Genomic DNA, 15,552 nt, shown 5'->3' on the forward strand with positions numbered 1-15,552 from the left:
GGCCCGTGTACCGGGCAACCTTCCTCTGGCCGAACGCGTCCATCCCTGGGACGCTTCTGTGGTCCACGACCCGACGGGAGGGCGAGGCATGACCGGCACCGCACCGCTGCCCGCGCGCGCCGTGGTCGTCGGCGGCGGCCTCGCGGGCATTACCTCCGCCCTCCGCCTCGCCGACGCCGGGCTCGACGTGACCCTGCTCGAAGGCCGCCCCCGGCTCGGAGGGCTCGCCTTCTCCTTCCGCCGCGGCGACCTGACGGTCGACAACGGACAGCACGTCTATCTGCGCTGCTGCACCGCGTACCGCTGGTTCCTGGACCGCGTCGGCGCGGCCGGCCTCGCCCCGCTGCAGGACCGCCTCGACGTACCCGTGCTCGACGTGGGCCGCCCCGCCGGACCCCGGCTCGGAAGGCTGCGGCGCACCAACCTGCCCGTACCGCTGCACCTCGCGGGCGGGCTGGCCGCCTACCCGCACCTCTCGCTCGCCGAGAAGGCGGGCGTCGGCCGGGCCGCGCTCGCGCTCGGCCGGCTCGACCCGGCGGACCCCGCGCTGGACGACGTCAGCTTCGCCGACTGGCTGCGCCGGTACGGTCAGTCCCCGAGGACCGTCGAAGCCCTCTGGGACCTCGTGGGGGTCGCCACCCTGAACGCGACCGCCGAGAACGCCTCCATGGCGCTCGCCGCGATGGTCTTCAAGACCGGCCTGCTCTCCGAGCCCGGCGCCGCCGACATCGGATGGGCGGCCGTTCCGCTCGGCGAACTCCACGACACCCTCGCCCGCAAGGCCCTCGACGCCGCCGGAGTGCGCACCGAACTGCGCGCCAAGGCCACCTCGCTCACCCGGGCCGAGGACGGAACCTGGACGGTGGAGACCGAGAGCGAGCGGATCGGGGCCGACACCGTCGTCCTCGCTCTCCCGCAGCGGGAGACCCACGCGCTGCTGCCCGCCGGTGCCATCGAGGACCAGGACCGGCTGCTCGCCATCGAGGACGCCCCCATCCTCAACGTCCACGTCGTCTACGACCGCAGGGTCCTGCGCCGGCCGTTCTTCGCCGCCCTCGGCTCGCCGGTCCAGTGGGTCTTCGACCGTACCGAACCCTCCGGGCTCCGCGGCGGCGGACAGTACCTCGCACTGTCGCAGTCGGCCGCGAGGGAAGAGATCGACCTGCCCGTCGCCGAACTGCGCGCCCGCTACCTGCCCGAGCTGGAGCGTCTCTTCCCGGCGGCGAGGGGAGCGGGCATCCGCGACTTCTTCGTCACCCGCGAGCGCACCGCGACCTTCGCGCCGACCCCCGGCACCGGCCGGCTCCGCCCCGGAGCCCGTACGGGACTGCCGGGACTCGCCCTCGCGGGCGCGTGGACGGCGACCGGATGGCCCGCCACCATGGAGGGCGCCGTCCGCAGCGGAACCACCGCCGCCACAACAGCACTCCAGGGGCTCAGGAGCCCTCACGAACATCCGCTGCAGGAGGCGGCATGAGCAGTACCACCGGAACAAGAGGAGAGTCAGTGACCCCGGCGAATCCGGCTTTCGACACCGTGGCGGACACCACGGACGTCACCGCGCTTCTGGAGCGCGGACGGGCCCTGTCAGCGCCGGTGCTGCGGGCTGCCGTGGACCGGCTCGCGCCGCCCATGGACACCGTGGCGGCCTACCACTTCGGCTGGATCGACGCCGACGGACGGCCCGCCGAGGGCGACGGCGGCAAGGCCGTGCGCCCCGCGCTCGCGCTGCTGTCGGCCGAGGCGGCCGGCGCACCCGCCGAGGCCGGCATCCCCGGCGCGGTCGCGGTCGAACTCGTGCACAACTTCTCGCTGCTGCACGACGACCTGATGGACGGCGACGAACAGCGCCGCCACCGCGACACGGTCTGGAAGGTGCACGGCCCGGCCCAGGCGATCCTCGTCGGCGACGCGCTGTTCGCGCTGGCCAACGAACTCCTCCTGGAGCTCGGCACCGTGGAGGCGGGGCGTGCGGCGCGCCGCCTGACCACCGCCACCCGCAAGCTCATCGACGGGCAGGCGCAGGACATCTCCTACGAGCACCGCGAGCGGGTCACCGTCGAGGAGTGCCTGGAGATGGAGGGCAACAAGACCGGCGCGCTCCTCGCCTGCGCCGTCTCCATCGGTGCGGTGCTCGGCGGCGCCGACGACCGCACCGCCGACACCCTGGAGGCCTACGGCTACCACCTGGGCCTCGCCTTCCAGGCCGTCGACGACCTGCTCGGCATCTGGGGCGACCCGGAGTCCACCGGCAAGCAGACCTGGAGCGACCTGCGCCAGCGCAAGAAGTCGCTGCCGGTGGTCGCCGCCCTCGCCGCGGGAGGCCCGGCCTCCGAGCGGCTCGGCGCGCTGCTGTCCGCCGATGCCAAGAGCAGCGATTTCGACAGCTTCTCCGAAGAGGAGTTCGCCGCCCGCGCGGCACTCATCGAGGAGGCGGGCGGCCGCGAGTGGACCGCCCAGGAGGCCCGCCGTCAGCACGCCGTCGCCATCGAGGCGCTGAACGGTGTCGACATGCCACAGGAAGTACGGGCGCAGCTCACCGCGCTCGCCGATTTCGTCGTCGTCCGAAAGAGATGATCACCATTCGTATATGACTCGCAGTCGCCGGCCGGTGTTCCTCGGGACACCGGCCGACGGAGACCCCAGCACAGCAGAGGACCGAACTGCACGAAGGGGAAGCCATGACAGCGACGACCGACGGAAGCACCGGGGCTGCGCACCCTCGCACGGTCCCGGGCGATCCGACCGACACAACCATCACGGCGGACGACGTCCTGGACGCCGCCCGGCGGGCCGCGGAACGCTCCGTCGAGCATCTCCTCGGCAGACAGGACGAGCAGGGCTGGTGGAAGGGCGACCTGGCCACCAACGTCACCATGGACGCGGAAGACCTGCTGCTGCGTCAGTTCCTCGGCATCCAGGACCCCGACACCCTCAGGGCCGCCGCCCTCTTCGTCCGCGGCGAGCAACTGGGCGACGGCACCTGGGCCACCTTCTACGGCGGCCCGAGCGACCTCTCCGCCACCATCGAGGCGTACGTGGCGCTGCGGCTGGCCGGTGACCGGCCGGACGAGCCGCACATGGCCAGGGCCGCCGCCTGGGTACGGGACCAGGGCGGCATCGCCGCCTCCCGCGTGTTCACCCGGATCTGGCTCGCCCTCTTCGGCTGGTGGAAGTGGGACGACCTCCCGCAGCTCCCGCCCGAGCTGATGTTCTTTCCTTCCTGGGTACCTCTCAATATCTATGACTTCGGCTGCTGGGCCCGCCAGACCATTGTTCCGCTGACCATCGTCTCGGCGAAGCGGCCCGTACGGCCGGCTCCGTTCTCCCTCGACGAACTGCACACCGACCCGTCCCGGCCCAACCCGCCCGTGCGCAAGGCCTCTCCGGTCAGCTGGGACGGCGTCTTCCAGCGGCTCGACAAGGCGCTGCACCTCTACCACCGGGTCGCGCCGCGCCGGTTGCGCCGGATCGCGATGAACGCCGCCGCCCGGTGGATCATCGAGCGTCAGGAGAGCGACGGCTGCTGGGGCGGGATCCAGCCCCCCGCCGTCTACTCCGTGATCGCCCTCCATCTGCTCGGCTACGACCTCGACCACCCGGTGATGCGCGCCGGGCTCGCCTCGCTGGACCGGTTCGCCGTACGGCGTCCGGACGGCGCGCGCATGATCGAGGCGTGCCAGTCCCCGGTGTGGGACACCTGTCTGGCGACCATCGCCCTCGCCGACGCCGGGCTCTCCCCGGACCACCCCGCGCTGGTCAAGGCGGCCGACTGGATGCTGGCCGAGGAGATCGTGCGGCCGGGTGACTGGGCCGTGCGCAGGCCTCAACTCCCGCCGGGAGGATGGGCGTTCGAGTTCCACAACGACAACTACCCGGACATCGACGACACCGCGGAGGTCGTCCTCGCACTGCGCCGGGTCCGGCACCCCGAACCCGACAGGGTGGAGGCCGCCATCGAGCGCGGGGTGCGCTGGACGGTCGGCATGCAGTCGCGCGGGGGAGCCTGGGGCGCCTTCGACGCGGACAACACCAGCCCGTTCCCCAACCGGCTGCCGTTCTGCGACTTCGGTGAGGTGATCGATCCGCCCTCCGCCGACGTCACCGGTCATGTCGTGGAGATGATGGCCTACGAGGGGCGTGCCGGCGATCCGAGCGCCCGGCGCGGAGTTGACTGGCTCCTCGCCCAACAGGACGCCAGCGGTGCCTGGTTCGGCCGCTGGGGCGTCAACTACGTCTACGGAACCGGGTCGGTGGTTCCGGCGCTGGTTGCCGCCGGACTGCCCGACTCCCACCCGGCCGTCCGCAGGGCCGTGCGCTGGCTGGAGTCCGTCCAGAACGACGACGGCGGCTGGGGCGAGGACCTGCGCTCCTACCAGGACAGCAAGTGGATCGGCCGGGGCGAGTCGACGGCCTCGCAGACCGCCTGGGCCCTGCTCGCCCTGCTGGCCGCCGGAGAGCGCGAGAACCCCGCCGCCACCAGGGGCGTCAACTTCCTGACCCGCACCCAGCGGGCGGACGGCTCCTGGGACGAGCCGTACTTCACCGGGACCGGCTTCCCCTGGGACTTCTCCATCAACTACCACCTCTACCGCCAGGTCTTCCCGCTCACCGCGCTCGGGCGCTACGTGCACGGGGACCCGCTCGTGGCCCGGGTCGCGAGCCCGGCGGGGATCTGATGGGCGGGCCCCGGCCCTCCGGCGGACCGCCGCCCTCGCTGCTCGTCGCCTGCGCGCTCGGCATCGAGCAGTTCGCCCTGCGGAGCGGTCCGCGGGGCGGCGGTCCCGTCACCGTCCTGCGGACGGGGATGGGACCGAAGGCGGCCGAGACCGCGCTCGGGCGCGCCCTGGCGCGGGAGGAGACGCGCGGCGCCGCCGTCGTCGCCTCCGGATTCTGTGCCGGCCTCGCGTCCGGGATGCACCCGGGCGACCTGGTCGTCGCCGAGGAGACCAGGTCCGTGCACGGGACCACCGCCTGCGACGGGGTGTCCGTGCTGGTCGACGCGGTGTCCCGGCTCTTTCCCGGCCGGACCGTGCACACCGGCCCTCTGACCGGCTCCGACCATGTCGTGAGGGGCGCCGAGCGGGCGGCCCTCGCGGCGACCGGGGCCATCGCCGTGGACATGGAGTCCGCGGCGACCCTCAGTACCGCTCTGCGTCACGGACCACGCCCGGTTGCGGCCGTACGGGTGGTCGTGGACGCTCCAGAGCATGAGCTCGTCCGGGTTGCCACGGTACGCGGTGGAATATCGGCTTTCCGCGTTCTTCGTGCCGTCCTGCCGGCTTTTCATGAATGGCACCGATCTTTGTTGCTCCCCCGGAGGTGAGCCAGATGGCCATGCCGCTCCGCCAAACCATCAAGGTGGCGACGTACCTTGCCGAACAGAAGATCCGCAAGCGGGAGAAGTTTCCGCTGATCGTCGAGCTGGAGCCCCTGTTCGCCTGCAATCTCGCCTGCGAGGGCTGCGGGAAGATCCAGCACCCCGCCGGGGTGCTCAAGCAGCGCATGCCGGTCGCGCAGGCGGTCGGAGCTGTCCTCGAATCCGGTGCCCCGATGGTCTCCATCGCCGGTGGAGAACCGTTGATGCACCCTCAGATCGACGAGATCGTGCGGCAGTTGGTGGCCAAGAAGAAGTACGTGTTCCTCTGCACCAATGCCATGCTGCTGCGCAAGAAGATCGAGAAGTTCACCCCCTCCCGGTACTTCGCCTTCGCCGTCCACATCGACGGGCTGCGCGAGCGGCACGACGAATCCGTGGCCAAGGAGGGCGTGTTCGACGAGGCGGTCGCGGCGATCAAGGAAGCCAAGAGACGAGGTTTCCGGGTCACCACCAACTCCACCTTCTTCAACACCGACACCCCCCAGACCATCATCGAGGTACTCAACTACCTCAACGACGACCTGCAGGTCGACGAGATGATGATCTCCCCCGCGTACGCCTACGAGAAGGCGCCCGACCAGGAACACTTCCTCGGCGTGGAACAGACCCGAGAACTCTTCAAGAAGACGTTCGCGGGCGGCAACCGGGCCCGCTGGCGGCTCAACCACTCGCCGCTCTTCCTCGACTTCCTGGAGGGCAAGGCGGACTTCCCCTGCACCGCCTGGGCCATCCCGAACTACTCCCTCTTCGGCTGGCAGCGCCCCTGCTACCTGATGAGCGACGGGTACGTCCCCACGTACCGGCAGCTCATCGAGGAGACCGACTGGGACAAGTACGGCCGCGGCAAGGACCCGCGCTGCGCCAACTGCATGGCGCACTGCGGCTACGAACCCACCGCCGTGCTCGCCACGATGGGGTCGCTCAAGGAATCGCTGCGCGCGGCCCGGGAGACGGTCACGGGCAACCGGTAATCCGAGGAGGGCGGTTACGGCCGGGCGCACCGGCCGTGACCGCCCTCCTTATCACCAGGAACCAGAGAGGGGACACGTACGTGACCTTGCTGGAATCCATCGGGGGACCACGGGACCTCGCGCCGCTCGGCGGACCACAGCTGGACGAACTCGCTGCGGAGATCCGGACGTTCCTCGTACAGGCGGTGTCCCGCAGCGGCGGGCACCTCGGCCCGAACCTCGGCGTCGTGGAACTCACCATCGCCCTGCACCGGGTCTTCGACTCGCCGCGCGACCGGATCCTCTGGGACACCGGCCACCAGAGCTATGTGCACAAGCTCCTCACCGGCCGCCAGGACTTCTCCAAGCTGCGCAGCAAGGGCGGCCTCTCGGGCTACCCCTCCCGCGCCGAGTCCGCGCACGACATCGTCGAGAACTCCCACGCCTCCACCGCGCTCGGCTGGGCGGACGGCCTCGCCAAGGCCAACGAACTCCTCGGCAGGGACGACCACGTCGTCGCCGTCGTCGGAGACGGCGCCCTCACCGGCGGCATGGCCTGGGAGGCGCTGAACAACATCGCCGCCGCCAAGGACCGTCCCCTGATCGTCGTGGTGAACGACAACACCCGTTCGTACTCCCCGACCATCGGCGGACTCGCGAACCACCTGGCCACTCTGCGCACCACCGACGGCTACGAGCGCTTCCTCGCCCGGTGCAGGGAACTCCTGGAGCGGACCCCCGTCGTCGGGCAGCCGCTCTACGGCTCGCTGCACGGGGCGAAGAAGGGGTTCAAGGACACCTTCGCGCCGCAAGGGCTCTTCGAGGATCTCGGCCTTAAGTACGTCGGACCGGTCGACGGCCACGACATCGCCGCCGTCGAGGCGGCCCTCGTGCGGGCCAAGCACTTCCGGGGGCCCGTCCTCGTCCACTGCATCACCGAGAAGGGCCGCGGCTACACACCCGCCCTGAAGGACGAGGCCGACCGGTTCCACGCGGTGGGGGCGATGGACCCGCTGACCTGCCTCCCGCTCACCGCGCCGGCCGGACCCTCCTGGACCTCCGTCTTCGGCGAAGAGATCGCCCGGATCGGTGCCGAGCGCCCCGACGTGGTCGTCCTCACCGCGGCCATGCTCCATCCCGTCGGTCTCACCGCGTTCGCGGAGGCGTTCCCGGACCGGGTCGTGGACGTGGGCATCGCGGAGCAGCACGCCGCGGTCTGTGCCGCGGGCATGGCCGCCGGCGGACTGCACCCCGTCGTCGCCGTCTACGCCACCTTCCTCAACCGCGCCTTCGACCAGGTGCTGATGGACGTGGCCCTGCACCGCAGCGGGGTGACGTTCGTCCTCGACCGGGCCGGGATCACCGGCACGGACGGCCCCTCGCACAACGGCATGTGGGACCTGTCGGTGCTCCAGGTCGTGCCCGGACTCCGGATCGCGGCCCCACGCGACGCCGACCAGCTGAGAGCACAGCTCCGCGAAGCCGTCGACGTCTCGGACGCACCCACCGTCGTCAGGTTCCCCAAGGAGTCCGTGGGGGAGGCCGTCCCTGCCGTGGGGCGCGTCGGCGGTATGGACGTCCTGCACCGGGGCGAGCGGAGCGACGTGCTGCTGGTGGCGGTCGGGGTGATGGCCACGGTCTGCCTGCGTGCGGCGGACCTGCTGAAGGGCGCGGGGATCGGGTGCACCGTCGTCGACCCGCGCTGGGTCAGACCGGTCGACGATGAGCTCGTACCCCTCGCCGCCGGCCACCGGCTGGTCGCCGTCGTCGAGGACAACTGCCGCACCGGAGGCGTCGGCTGGGCGGTCGGGCAGGCGCTGCGGGACGCGGGGGTGGACGTGGCCCTGCGGACCTTCGGCATCCCCGAGGAGTTCCTCGCCCATGCCAAACGAGGCGAGGTGCTCGCGGACGTCGGACTGACCCCGGTGGAGATCGCGGGCAGCATCGGGGCGGCGGTGGCGGGACTGGCTGGGCGGCCCGAGGACCCGGACAGCCGGACCGGTGAGGAGGCGGCGGGCGTGGTGGCGGTACCGGGACGCGTACCGCAGGCCGGGAACCGTACGGAACGAGGGCCGGTGGTGCGCGCAGCGGACCGACCGGACAGAGCGAAGAGGGAGACGAGCGGGGAATGAAGGACGACATCGCGGCCGGCGCCGGGCACACCGGCGGGACGGACCGTGCCGACGGCGCCGGCAAGGGATTCGATCTCGCCACGCTGCTCGCCGAGCGCGGCGCCGAACGGTACGAACTGCACACGCGCCATCTCAACCACCAGCTGCCGCGCATGCTGCACACCATCGGCTTCGACAAGGTCTACGAACGGGCCGAGGGTGCCTACTTCTGGGACGCGGACGGCAACGACTACCTCGACATGCTCGCCGGATTCGGCGTGATGGGCCTCGGCCGCCACCACCCGGTCGTCCGCAAGGCACTCCACGACGTGCTCGACGCCTCCCTCGCCGACCTCACCCGCTTCGACTGCCAGCCGCTGCCCGGCCTGCTCGCGGAGAAGCTCCTCACCCACAGCCCCCATCTCGACCGGGTCTTCTTCGGCAACAGCGGAACCGAGGCCGTCGAAACCGCGCTGAAGTTCGCCCGGTACGCCACCGGGAAACCACGCGTCCTCTACTGCACCCACGCTTTCCACGGCCTCACCACCGGCTCGCTCTCGGTCAACGGCGAGGACGGCTTCCGCGACGGCTTCGCCCCGCTGCTCCCGGACACCGCCATCGCCCTCGGGGACCTCGACGCGCTGCGCCGGGAGCTCAAGCGCGGAGACGTGGCGGCACTGGTCGTCGAGCCCATCCAGGGCAAGGGTGTGCACGCGGCGCCGCCCGGCTTCCTGCGCGAAGCCCAGGAACTCCTGCACCGGCACAAGGCGCTGCTGATCGCGGACGAGGTGCAGACCGGTCTCGGCCGGACCGGCGACTTCTACGCGTACCAGCACGAGGACGGCGTCGAGCCCGACCTGGTCTGCGTCGCCAAGGCGCTCTCCGGCGGCTACGTGCCGGTCGGTGCCACTGTCGGGAAGGACTGGATCTTCAAGAAGGTCTACTCCTCCATGGACCGGGTGCTCGTCCACTCGGCGAGCTTCGGATCGAACGCCCAGGCGATGGCGGCGGGGCTCGCGGTCCTCTCGGTGATGGAGGACGAGGAGATCGTCGCCAACGCCCGGCGCACCGGCGATCTGCTGCGCGAGCGGCTCGCCGCGCTGGTGGACCGGTACGAGCTGCTGCACGAGGTGCGCGGGCGCGGGCTGATGGTCGGCATCGAGTTCGGACGGCCGTCGTCGATCAAGCTGCGCGGCCGGTGGACGATGCTCCAGGCGGCCCGCAAGGGGCTCTTCGCCCAGATGGTTGTCGTACCGTTGTTGCAGAAGCACCGGATTCTGACGCAGGTGTCCGGGGACCATCTTGAAGTGATCAAGCTGATCCCGCCGCTGATCATCGGTGAACCCGAGATCGACCGGTTCGTGACGGCCTTCGAGTCGGTGATGGACGACGCCCACAGTGGGGGCGGCCTGATGTGGGACTTCGGGCGCACGCTGGTGAAGCAGGCGGTCGCCAACCGCTGAGCCGCGCGGAACATCCACGATTTGCCTCTCAGGCAAGAAATTTGCCTCAGAGGAAAGTCGGTGGCGCAATGGAGGCATGAATCCTCCTGACGGAGGGGCGGCCGACGACCTTCCCGGCGTGGCCCCCCGCCTGCGCGAACTGCGCCGGAGCCGAGCCCTCACGCTGGAGGCCGCCGCGCAGCGCGCGGGACTCTCCCCGGCCCATCTCTCCCGGCTCGAAACAGGGAACCGGCAGCCCTCGCTGCCCGTGCTCCTCGGCCTCGCCCGGATCTACGGCACGACCGTCTCCGAACTCCTCGGCGAGATCCCCCCGGAACGGGACGCGATCGTGCGCGGCGGCCGGTTCGAGGGAACCGAGGCGGACGGCTGGATGTACCGCCGGGCCGGCGGACCGGGCCGCGCCATGCAGGCCCTGCGGGTCCGCGTCCCGTACGGTGCCCAGGGCGATCTGGTGCGCGTCCACCCGGGGGAGGAGTGGCTGTACGTCCTCGAAGGGCGGCTGCGGGTCAGCCTCGGCGAATCCACGGACCAGCTCGGGCCCGGCGACAGCGCCCACTTCGACTCGCTCACCCCGCACCGGATCGCCGCCGCCGGACCCGAGGGCGCCGAGCTGATCTTCGTCCACACCCTGTTGCAGAGCCCCGCCGCCGAGCTGTGCCTCGGCGACGGGACCCGTCGGCGCTGACCGCGCCCGGCATCCCCGGTGGCGCGGCCGTTCGGCGCCGCGCCCATTCCTCGTACGCCCGGCCCCGGGCGCGCGGAAGAGAGGACCGTCATGTCCGATTCGGAGCACTACGACCCGCTGACCCCCCGGCAGACCGGCGTGACCGCCGCCCGGGACACCCAGGAGCGGAAGATGCCGCGCGGGATGGTCATCCGGCTCATCGCCTACCTGGTCGCCGGACACGTCATCGCCGCCTTCCTCTACATCCTGTTCGCCGTCGCCGGCGGCAATCAGTAGGTGAGTCTTCCGGGCGCCGGTACCGGCGTCCGTAGTGTGGCCGCATGGCGACGACCCTGCGGCATCCCAGGCCCGGATACACGTGGGACTGGTGGGCGGTCGACGCCGCGGGCTTTCTCGTGCAGTTCAGCCATGGGCCGGCGCCCGAGCACCTGCCGGCACACCTGGACCGGGTGGACGCGGCCGCCGCGTGGGCGGAGGAGAACCGACCCGCGTGGTTCGGCCGTGACTCCGTGCCGCTGCACGCGTTCGACTGCAACGGTGAATCGCCGGCCTACACCCGGCACGGCGTTCCGGACTCGCCGCTCCGGCTGTGCGACGCGCCTGCGGTCGTCGCCGAGGTCGCGATCCTGGTCGAACTGGAACGGGCGGTCGGCGACGCCTGGACGCTCTGCCTCGACGAGGGATGGATCCGGGATGCCCGGCCCGGGACGCCCGGCCGCCCGGCCCGCCCCCGACGTCCCTGACCGGGCCTACGCCTCGTCCAGCAGGCGTCCGCGCAGCCGCTCCCGGGTCTCCCCGGAGAGCCCCAGTCCCTCGGAGAAGTAGCGCTCCGTGGTGCCCCAGTGCTCCTCGATGGTGGCGAAGGCGGCGTCCAGGTAGTCGATGTCCGCTCCGAAGAGCGGGTTGAGCAGGCTCATCACCTCGGTGGAGACCACCGGGTCCGCGCTGTCGCCGCGCCGCAGCCGGTAGCGGCGATGGGCGTCGTTGGACTTGAGGTAGTCCGCCGCGATCGCCTCGCGCTCCACCCCGACCGCCAGCAGGGTCACCGCCATCGTCAGGCCCGCCCGGTCCTTGCCCGCGGCGCAGTGCATCAGCGCCGGCACGCTGTCCTCCGCCAAGGCGTGCAGTACCCGGCTGTGCTCGGCCGTGCGGTCGGTGATGATCGAGCGGTACGAGGCGAGCATGCGCTCCGTGCCCTTGCCGTCGGCGAGCAGCGAGCGCAGCTGAGCGATGTCGCCCTCCCGTACCAGCCGCCAGAAGCCGGCCCCGTCGGCGGGGTCGGAGAGCGGGATGCGGACGTTGCGCACGCCCGGAAGTTCCACGTCGTAGCCGTCGAGCTTCTGGTCGGCCGAGTTACGGAAGTCGAAGACCGTGTGCAGGCCGAGCCGGCCGAGGAAGGCGGCGTCCTCGGCGGTCGCGGACGCGAGGTGGCCGCTGCGGAAGAGCCTCCCGCTGCGTACCCGTCGCCCGTCGGTGGTGGGCAGTCCGCCCACGTCCCGGAAGTTACGGACCCCGCTCAGCTCGGGTTCGGCCGGCGAGAACTGCGGCACCTGCGTCACAGCGGCTCCTCGGTGCTTCTGCGCGCCGGCGCTGCTCGCCGACGTCGGCTCGTCGCGACCCTACGACATCGCCCCGCGGCACCGGTCCGCCGACGGCGGGTCTCCGGCGGCTGAAGAGCCGTCATCAGTGATGTGCGCGACATGTCCGTATTGTATTGATTTCACGCAACATCACCCGTTTATAGGGGAGATGGTGGGTGATCTCGTGAGCGGGATCATATCCGTGACCGTGCGTGGCCGGGATACCGGACGGCGGTCCGTCCGTCGCGCGGAAAGCCAAGATCGGTAATCCACGGAGGGTGACCGGAAAAGAGAGCGGAAATCCGCTCCCGGATTCCGTTCCGCTCGCGATGGCTTGTTCCGTCCGGTCCGGCTCGATTACGTTCGCCATCACTCCGGACGGATCGCCTAATCCTGCCGCCGCCCGGAATTCGCACTCACCGATGCGTGGCAGGAGCGGGGGACCCAGGTAAGCCGCCGACCGGAGTTCTTCCGGACGGCTCGGGGTGAAGTCGCGTTCCACGCGACCGGGCATCTCCAGCCCGAACCCGACAGCTCACCTCGTAGGCGCCGGAGAGGAATTCCCCCATGCCCATCCCGGGTAAGCACCGTCGTAAGAAGTCCGGCCCCATCGCTCGCGGCATCCTCGCCGTCGGAGCGGGCGGCGCCGTCGTCGCCCTGCCGCTCCTCGGAGCCACGGGCGCCCACGCCGCCGACCAGTCGGCGTCCGCCGCCCAGTCCGCGCCGGCCGCCCAGCAGTCCGCCAAGACCTACAAGGTCGTCTCCGGCGACTACCTGGCGAAGATCGCCGCCCAGCACAAGATCAAGGGTGGCTGGGAGAAGCTCTACCAGGACAACCGCGAGGTCGTCGGCGGCAACCCGAGCCTGATCCTCCCGGGCATGAAGCTGACCCTCGGTGCCCAGGCGTCCGGCTCGGCCTCCACCGCGTCCTCCGCCAAGGCCGAGGCCCCGAAGACCGAGACGAAGACGGCGGCCAAGACCGAGGCGAAGGCCGCTCCGGCGACCACGACCGAGTCCGCCGCGACCACCACCAAGGCCGCCGACAGCAACAGCACCGGCTGGACCACCCCGGTGGCCAACGCGACCGTCACCACCCAGTACCACGCCTCCGGCTCCATGTGGTCCAGCGGTTACCACACCGGCTCCGACTTCAGCGCCGCGACCGGCACCGTCGTCCGCGCCGTCGGCCCCGGCACCGTCGTCTCCGCCGGCTACGACGGCGCCTACGGCAACGAGGTCATCATCAAGCACGCCGACGGCATGTACTCCCAGTACGCGCACCAGTCGCAGCTGATGGTCTCGGTCGGCCAGACCGTCACCGGCGGCCAGCAGATCGGTCTCTCGGGTGCCACCGGCAACGTCACCGGCCCGCACCTCCACTTCGAGATCCGCACCACCCCGAGCTACGGCTCGGACGTGGACCCGATCGCCTACCTGCGTCTCCACGGCGTCTCCATCTGAGACAACTCCCGTTGAGGGTCGTCACGATCCGTCAGGGCTTCGAGGGGCGGTACGCGCAAGCGTGCCGCCCCTCTGCTTATTCCGGCTTTACCAAAACCTGACCGGGTGGTCTATCTCACCCCACGTCAACCCCTGCTTACGGTCGCGTAGGTCACATCGAAAGAGGCAAGATATGTGGCCGTGGCAGACGATTCGAGAATCCAGAAGACAGACATCATCGGGTCGTACGCGGCGATCGGCGACAGTTTCACCGAAGGAGTCGGAGACCCCGGACCCGACGGGACCTATGTCGGCTGGGCGGACCGTTTCGCGGTTCTCCTGGCGGACCGGCTCCCCGTCCTCGACGAGGCGACGAGCTCCGATTCCCCGCACGGGGAATTCCGGTACGCCAATCTCGCCGTACGCGGACGACTCCTCGACCAGATCGTCGCGGAGCAGGTACCCCGCGCCAAGGAGCTCGCACCGGACCTGGTGAGCTTCTGCGCCGGAGGAAACGACATCATCCGGCCCGGCACGGACCCCGACGACCTGGCCGAGCGCTTCGAGCGCGCGGTCGCCGACCTCACCAACGCGGTCGGCACCGTCATGGTCACCACCGGGTTCGACACCCGGGGCGTACCGGTGCTGCGCCACATGCGCGGCAAGATCGCCACCTACAACGTCCATCTGCGGGCCATCGCGGACCGCTACCACTGCCCGGTGCTGGACCTGTGGTCGCTCCGCTCGATCCAGGACCGCCGTGCCTGGGACGACGACCGGCTCCACCTGTCCTCCGGCGGCCACACCAGGGTGGCACTGCGCGCCGCGCAGGTCCTCGGCCTGGAGACCTCGGCCGACCCCGACCAGCCGTGGCCCCCTCAGGCCCAGCGGAACACCTTCGAAGTGCGCCGCGACGACATCCACTGGGCGCGCGAGTACCTCGTTCCGTGGATCGGCCGCCGGCTGCGCGGAGAGTCCTCCGGCGACGAGGTCGCCGCGAAGCGCCCGGACCTGCTGCCGCTCTGACAGGCCTGCGCTCCGATCACACCAGCGGAAGCCGGAGATGTGACGGGCCCGCGTCCGCGGGCCCGTCCGGCGCCGCCGGAATCCGCTCCAGGACACCCCCGGCGAACACGTCGTACAGCGGCAGCGACTCCAGGTGGACGTACCCGATGTGGCAGTCGCAGACCGCCAGCGGGCAGGCCCTCGGGCCGAGGGCCCGGCGGTAGCTTCCGTCGTAGAGGTTGCCCAGCTCGGCCTTGACGAAGTGGCACCGGCGCACGGTGCCGTCCCCGTCCACCGAGATCACCGACTCCCCGGTCCGGCACGGCAGCCCCGCCGAGCGGTGCGGATGCCGGCTGTACGGGAAGAGCGGGTCGAGCGCGGTCCACCGTTCCGCCTCCTCGTCCGTGTACGTACGCCCCTCGGCGGCGTTCACCCAGAGGTAGACCTGCTCCGGCAGGGCCGCGCGCAGCCTCCGCGCCTCGGGGAGATGCTCCTCGAAGCCGACGACCCCCACGCTGTACCGCACCCCCGCCGCGGTCAGCTCCCGGCACTTCCCGAGGAACCGGTCGTACGGCGTCTGGCCCGGGTGGTACGTGCACCAGAGCGCCACTCGCTCCGGGTTCGCGTCCGACAGCCACCCGGTCCTGCCGCTGAGGTTCGTCTGGATCGCGACCCGCGCCACCTGCGGCAGGTGGGACAGCTCGGCCAGCGCCCGCCGGTACCAGGACCGCACCAGCCCTTCGCCCCACGGGGTGAAGAGCACCGAGATGCGGTCCCCGGTCCGCGTGGCGACCCATGCGGTGAAGCGTTCGAGCGCCGCGCGGTCGGCCGCCAGCTGCTCGGGGCTGTCCCGCCTCTTCGCGAACGGGCAGTACGGGCAGTCGTAGTCGCAGGAGGAGAGAGGGCCCCGGTAGAGGATCGTCAGGTCCACGAGCCGC

The 15,552-nt window shown here is 71.1% G+C and carries 14 protein-coding genes and 1 riboswitch; of the genes, 12 read left to right on the forward strand and 2 right to left on the reverse strand.

Going from position 1 to position 15,552, the window contains the following annotated elements:
• Positions 1 to 88: 88 nt before the first annotated feature.
• The 10 genes from hpnE to OHA55_RS29600 all read left to right on the forward strand — a co-directional run bounded on the left by hpnE (position 89) and on the right by OHA55_RS29600 (position 11,332).
• A complete protein-coding gene (gene hpnE / locus OHA55_RS29555) occupies positions 89 to 1,477 on the forward strand; it encodes a hydroxysqualene dehydroxylase HpnE (protein ID WP_266712079.1) in 1,389 nt (462 codons plus the stop codon).
• A complete protein-coding gene (locus OHA55_RS29560; RefSeq protein ID WP_266712081.1) occupies positions 1,474 to 2,577 on the forward strand; it encodes a polyprenyl synthetase family protein in 1,104 nt (367 codons plus the stop codon). The genes hpnE and OHA55_RS29560 overlap by 4 nt, the downstream gene beginning before the upstream one ends.
• A 104-nt stretch (positions 2,578 to 2,681) precedes the next feature.
• Positions 2,682 to 4,679, forward strand: a complete 1,998-nt coding sequence (gene shc / locus OHA55_RS29565; protein WP_266712083.1) for a squalene--hopene cyclase — start codon at positions 2,682 to 2,684, stop codon at positions 4,677 to 4,679.
• A complete protein-coding gene (locus tag OHA55_RS29570; protein ID WP_266712085.1) occupies positions 4,679 to 5,326 on the forward strand; it encodes a 1-hydroxy-2-methyl-2-butenyl 4-diphosphate reductase in 648 nt (215 codons plus the stop codon). Before shc ends, OHA55_RS29570 begins: the two co-directional genes overlap by 1 nt.
• 5 nt (positions 5,327 to 5,331) lie before the next feature.
• Positions 5,332 to 6,351 (forward strand): adenosyl-hopene transferase HpnH, encoded by a 1,020-nt coding sequence (gene hpnH, locus OHA55_RS29575; protein WP_266712087.1) that lies wholly within the window; start codon positions 5,332 to 5,334, stop codon positions 6,349 to 6,351.
• 80 nt (positions 6,352 to 6,431) lie between these two features.
• A complete protein-coding gene (gene dxs / locus OHA55_RS29580; RefSeq protein WP_266712089.1) occupies positions 6,432 to 8,462 on the forward strand; it encodes a 1-deoxy-D-xylulose-5-phosphate synthase in 2,031 nt (676 codons plus the stop codon).
• Positions 8,459 to 9,904, forward strand: a complete 1,446-nt coding sequence (locus OHA55_RS29585; RefSeq protein ID WP_266712091.1) for an aspartate aminotransferase family protein — start codon at positions 8,459 to 8,461, stop codon at positions 9,902 to 9,904. The genes dxs and OHA55_RS29585 overlap by 4 nt, the downstream gene beginning before the upstream one ends.
• A gap of 76 nt (positions 9,905 to 9,980) precedes the next feature.
• Positions 9,981 to 10,589 carry a helix-turn-helix domain-containing protein gene (locus OHA55_RS29590; protein ID WP_266712093.1) on the forward strand — a complete coding sequence of 203 codons (609 nt, stop codon included), beginning with the start codon at positions 9,981 to 9,983 and terminating at the stop codon, positions 10,587 to 10,589.
• Positions 10,590 to 10,679: 90 nt separating this feature from the next.
• Positions 10,680 to 10,865, forward strand: a complete 186-nt coding sequence (locus tag OHA55_RS29595) for a DUF6126 family protein (protein ID WP_266712094.1) — start codon at positions 10,680 to 10,682, stop codon at positions 10,863 to 10,865.
• Positions 10,866 to 10,909: 44 nt separating this feature from the next.
• Positions 10,910 to 11,332, forward strand: coding sequence for a hypothetical protein (locus OHA55_RS29600; RefSeq protein WP_266712095.1), 423 nt, complete (start codon positions 10,910 to 10,912; stop codon positions 11,330 to 11,332).
• Positions 11,333 to 11,338: 6 nt separating this feature from the next.
• On the opposite strand, the gene OHA55_RS29605 is transcribed toward OHA55_RS29600, so the two are convergent.
• Positions 11,339 to 12,148 (reverse strand): tyrosine-protein phosphatase, encoded by an 810-nt coding sequence (locus tag OHA55_RS29605; RefSeq protein WP_266712096.1) that lies wholly within the window; start codon positions 12,146 to 12,148, stop codon positions 11,339 to 11,341.
• Positions 12,149 to 12,576: 428 nt separating this feature from the next.
• A riboswitch (cyclic di-AMP (ydaO/yuaA leader) is annotated at positions 12,577 to 12,731 on the forward strand.
• Positions 12,732 to 12,736: 5 nt separating this feature from the next.
• On the opposite strand from OHA55_RS29605, the gene OHA55_RS29610 reads away from it, so the two are divergent.
• Complete coding sequence (locus OHA55_RS29610) at positions 12,737 to 13,630, forward strand: LysM peptidoglycan-binding domain-containing M23 family metallopeptidase (protein ID WP_266712097.1); 894 nt, start codon at positions 12,737 to 12,739, stop codon at positions 13,628 to 13,630.
• Positions 13,631 to 13,810: 180 nt separating this feature from the next.
• Positions 13,811 to 14,635: an SGNH/GDSL hydrolase family protein gene (locus OHA55_RS29615; protein WP_266712098.1), complete on the forward strand. Its 825-nt coding sequence runs from the start codon at positions 13,811 to 13,813 to the stop codon at positions 14,633 to 14,635.
• A 16-nt stretch (positions 14,636 to 14,651) separates the two neighbouring features.
• On the opposite strand, the gene OHA55_RS29620 is transcribed toward OHA55_RS29615, so the two are convergent.
• Positions 14,652 to 15,545, reverse strand: coding sequence for an STM4011 family radical SAM protein (locus OHA55_RS29620; RefSeq protein WP_266712099.1), 894 nt, complete (start codon positions 15,543 to 15,545; stop codon positions 14,652 to 14,654).
• Between the last annotated feature and the right edge of the window lie 7 nt (positions 15,546 to 15,552).

This window comes from Streptomyces sp. NBC_00102, assembly GCF_026343115.1.
GTDB lineage: Bacteria > Actinomycetota > Actinomycetes > Streptomycetales > Streptomycetaceae > Streptomyces.

Bases quoted from the DNA above. Each gene is read 5' to 3' on its own strand.
- hpnE (WP_266712079.1), top strand. From the start codon at position 89: ATGACCGGCACCGCACCGCTGCCCGCGCGCGCCGTGGTCGTCGGCGGC.
- OHA55_RS29560 (WP_266712081.1), top strand. From the start codon at position 1,474: ATGAGCAGTACCACCGGAACAAGAGGAGAGTCAGTGACCCCGGCGAAT.
- shc (WP_266712083.1), top strand. From the start codon at position 2,682: ATGACAGCGACGACCGACGGAAGCACCGGGGCTGCGCACCCTCGCACG.
- OHA55_RS29570 (WP_266712085.1), top strand. From the start codon at position 4,679: ATGGGCGGGCCCCGGCCCTCCGGCGGACCGCCGCCCTCGCTGCTCGTC.
- hpnH (WP_266712087.1), top strand. From the start codon at position 5,332: ATGGCCATGCCGCTCCGCCAAACCATCAAGGTGGCGACGTACCTTGCC.
- OHA55_RS29585 (WP_266712091.1), top strand. From the start codon at position 8,459: ATGAAGGACGACATCGCGGCCGGCGCCGGGCACACCGGCGGGACGGAC.
- OHA55_RS29590 (WP_266712093.1), top strand. From the start codon at position 9,981: ATGAATCCTCCTGACGGAGGGGCGGCCGACGACCTTCCCGGCGTGGCC.
- OHA55_RS29595 (WP_266712094.1), top strand. From the start codon at position 10,680: ATGTCCGATTCGGAGCACTACGACCCGCTGACCCCCCGGCAGACCGGC.
- OHA55_RS29600 (WP_266712095.1), top strand. From the start codon at position 10,910: ATGGCGACGACCCTGCGGCATCCCAGGCCCGGATACACGTGGGACTGG.
- OHA55_RS29610 (WP_266712097.1), top strand. From the start codon at position 12,737: ATGCCCATCCCGGGTAAGCACCGTCGTAAGAAGTCCGGCCCCATCGCT.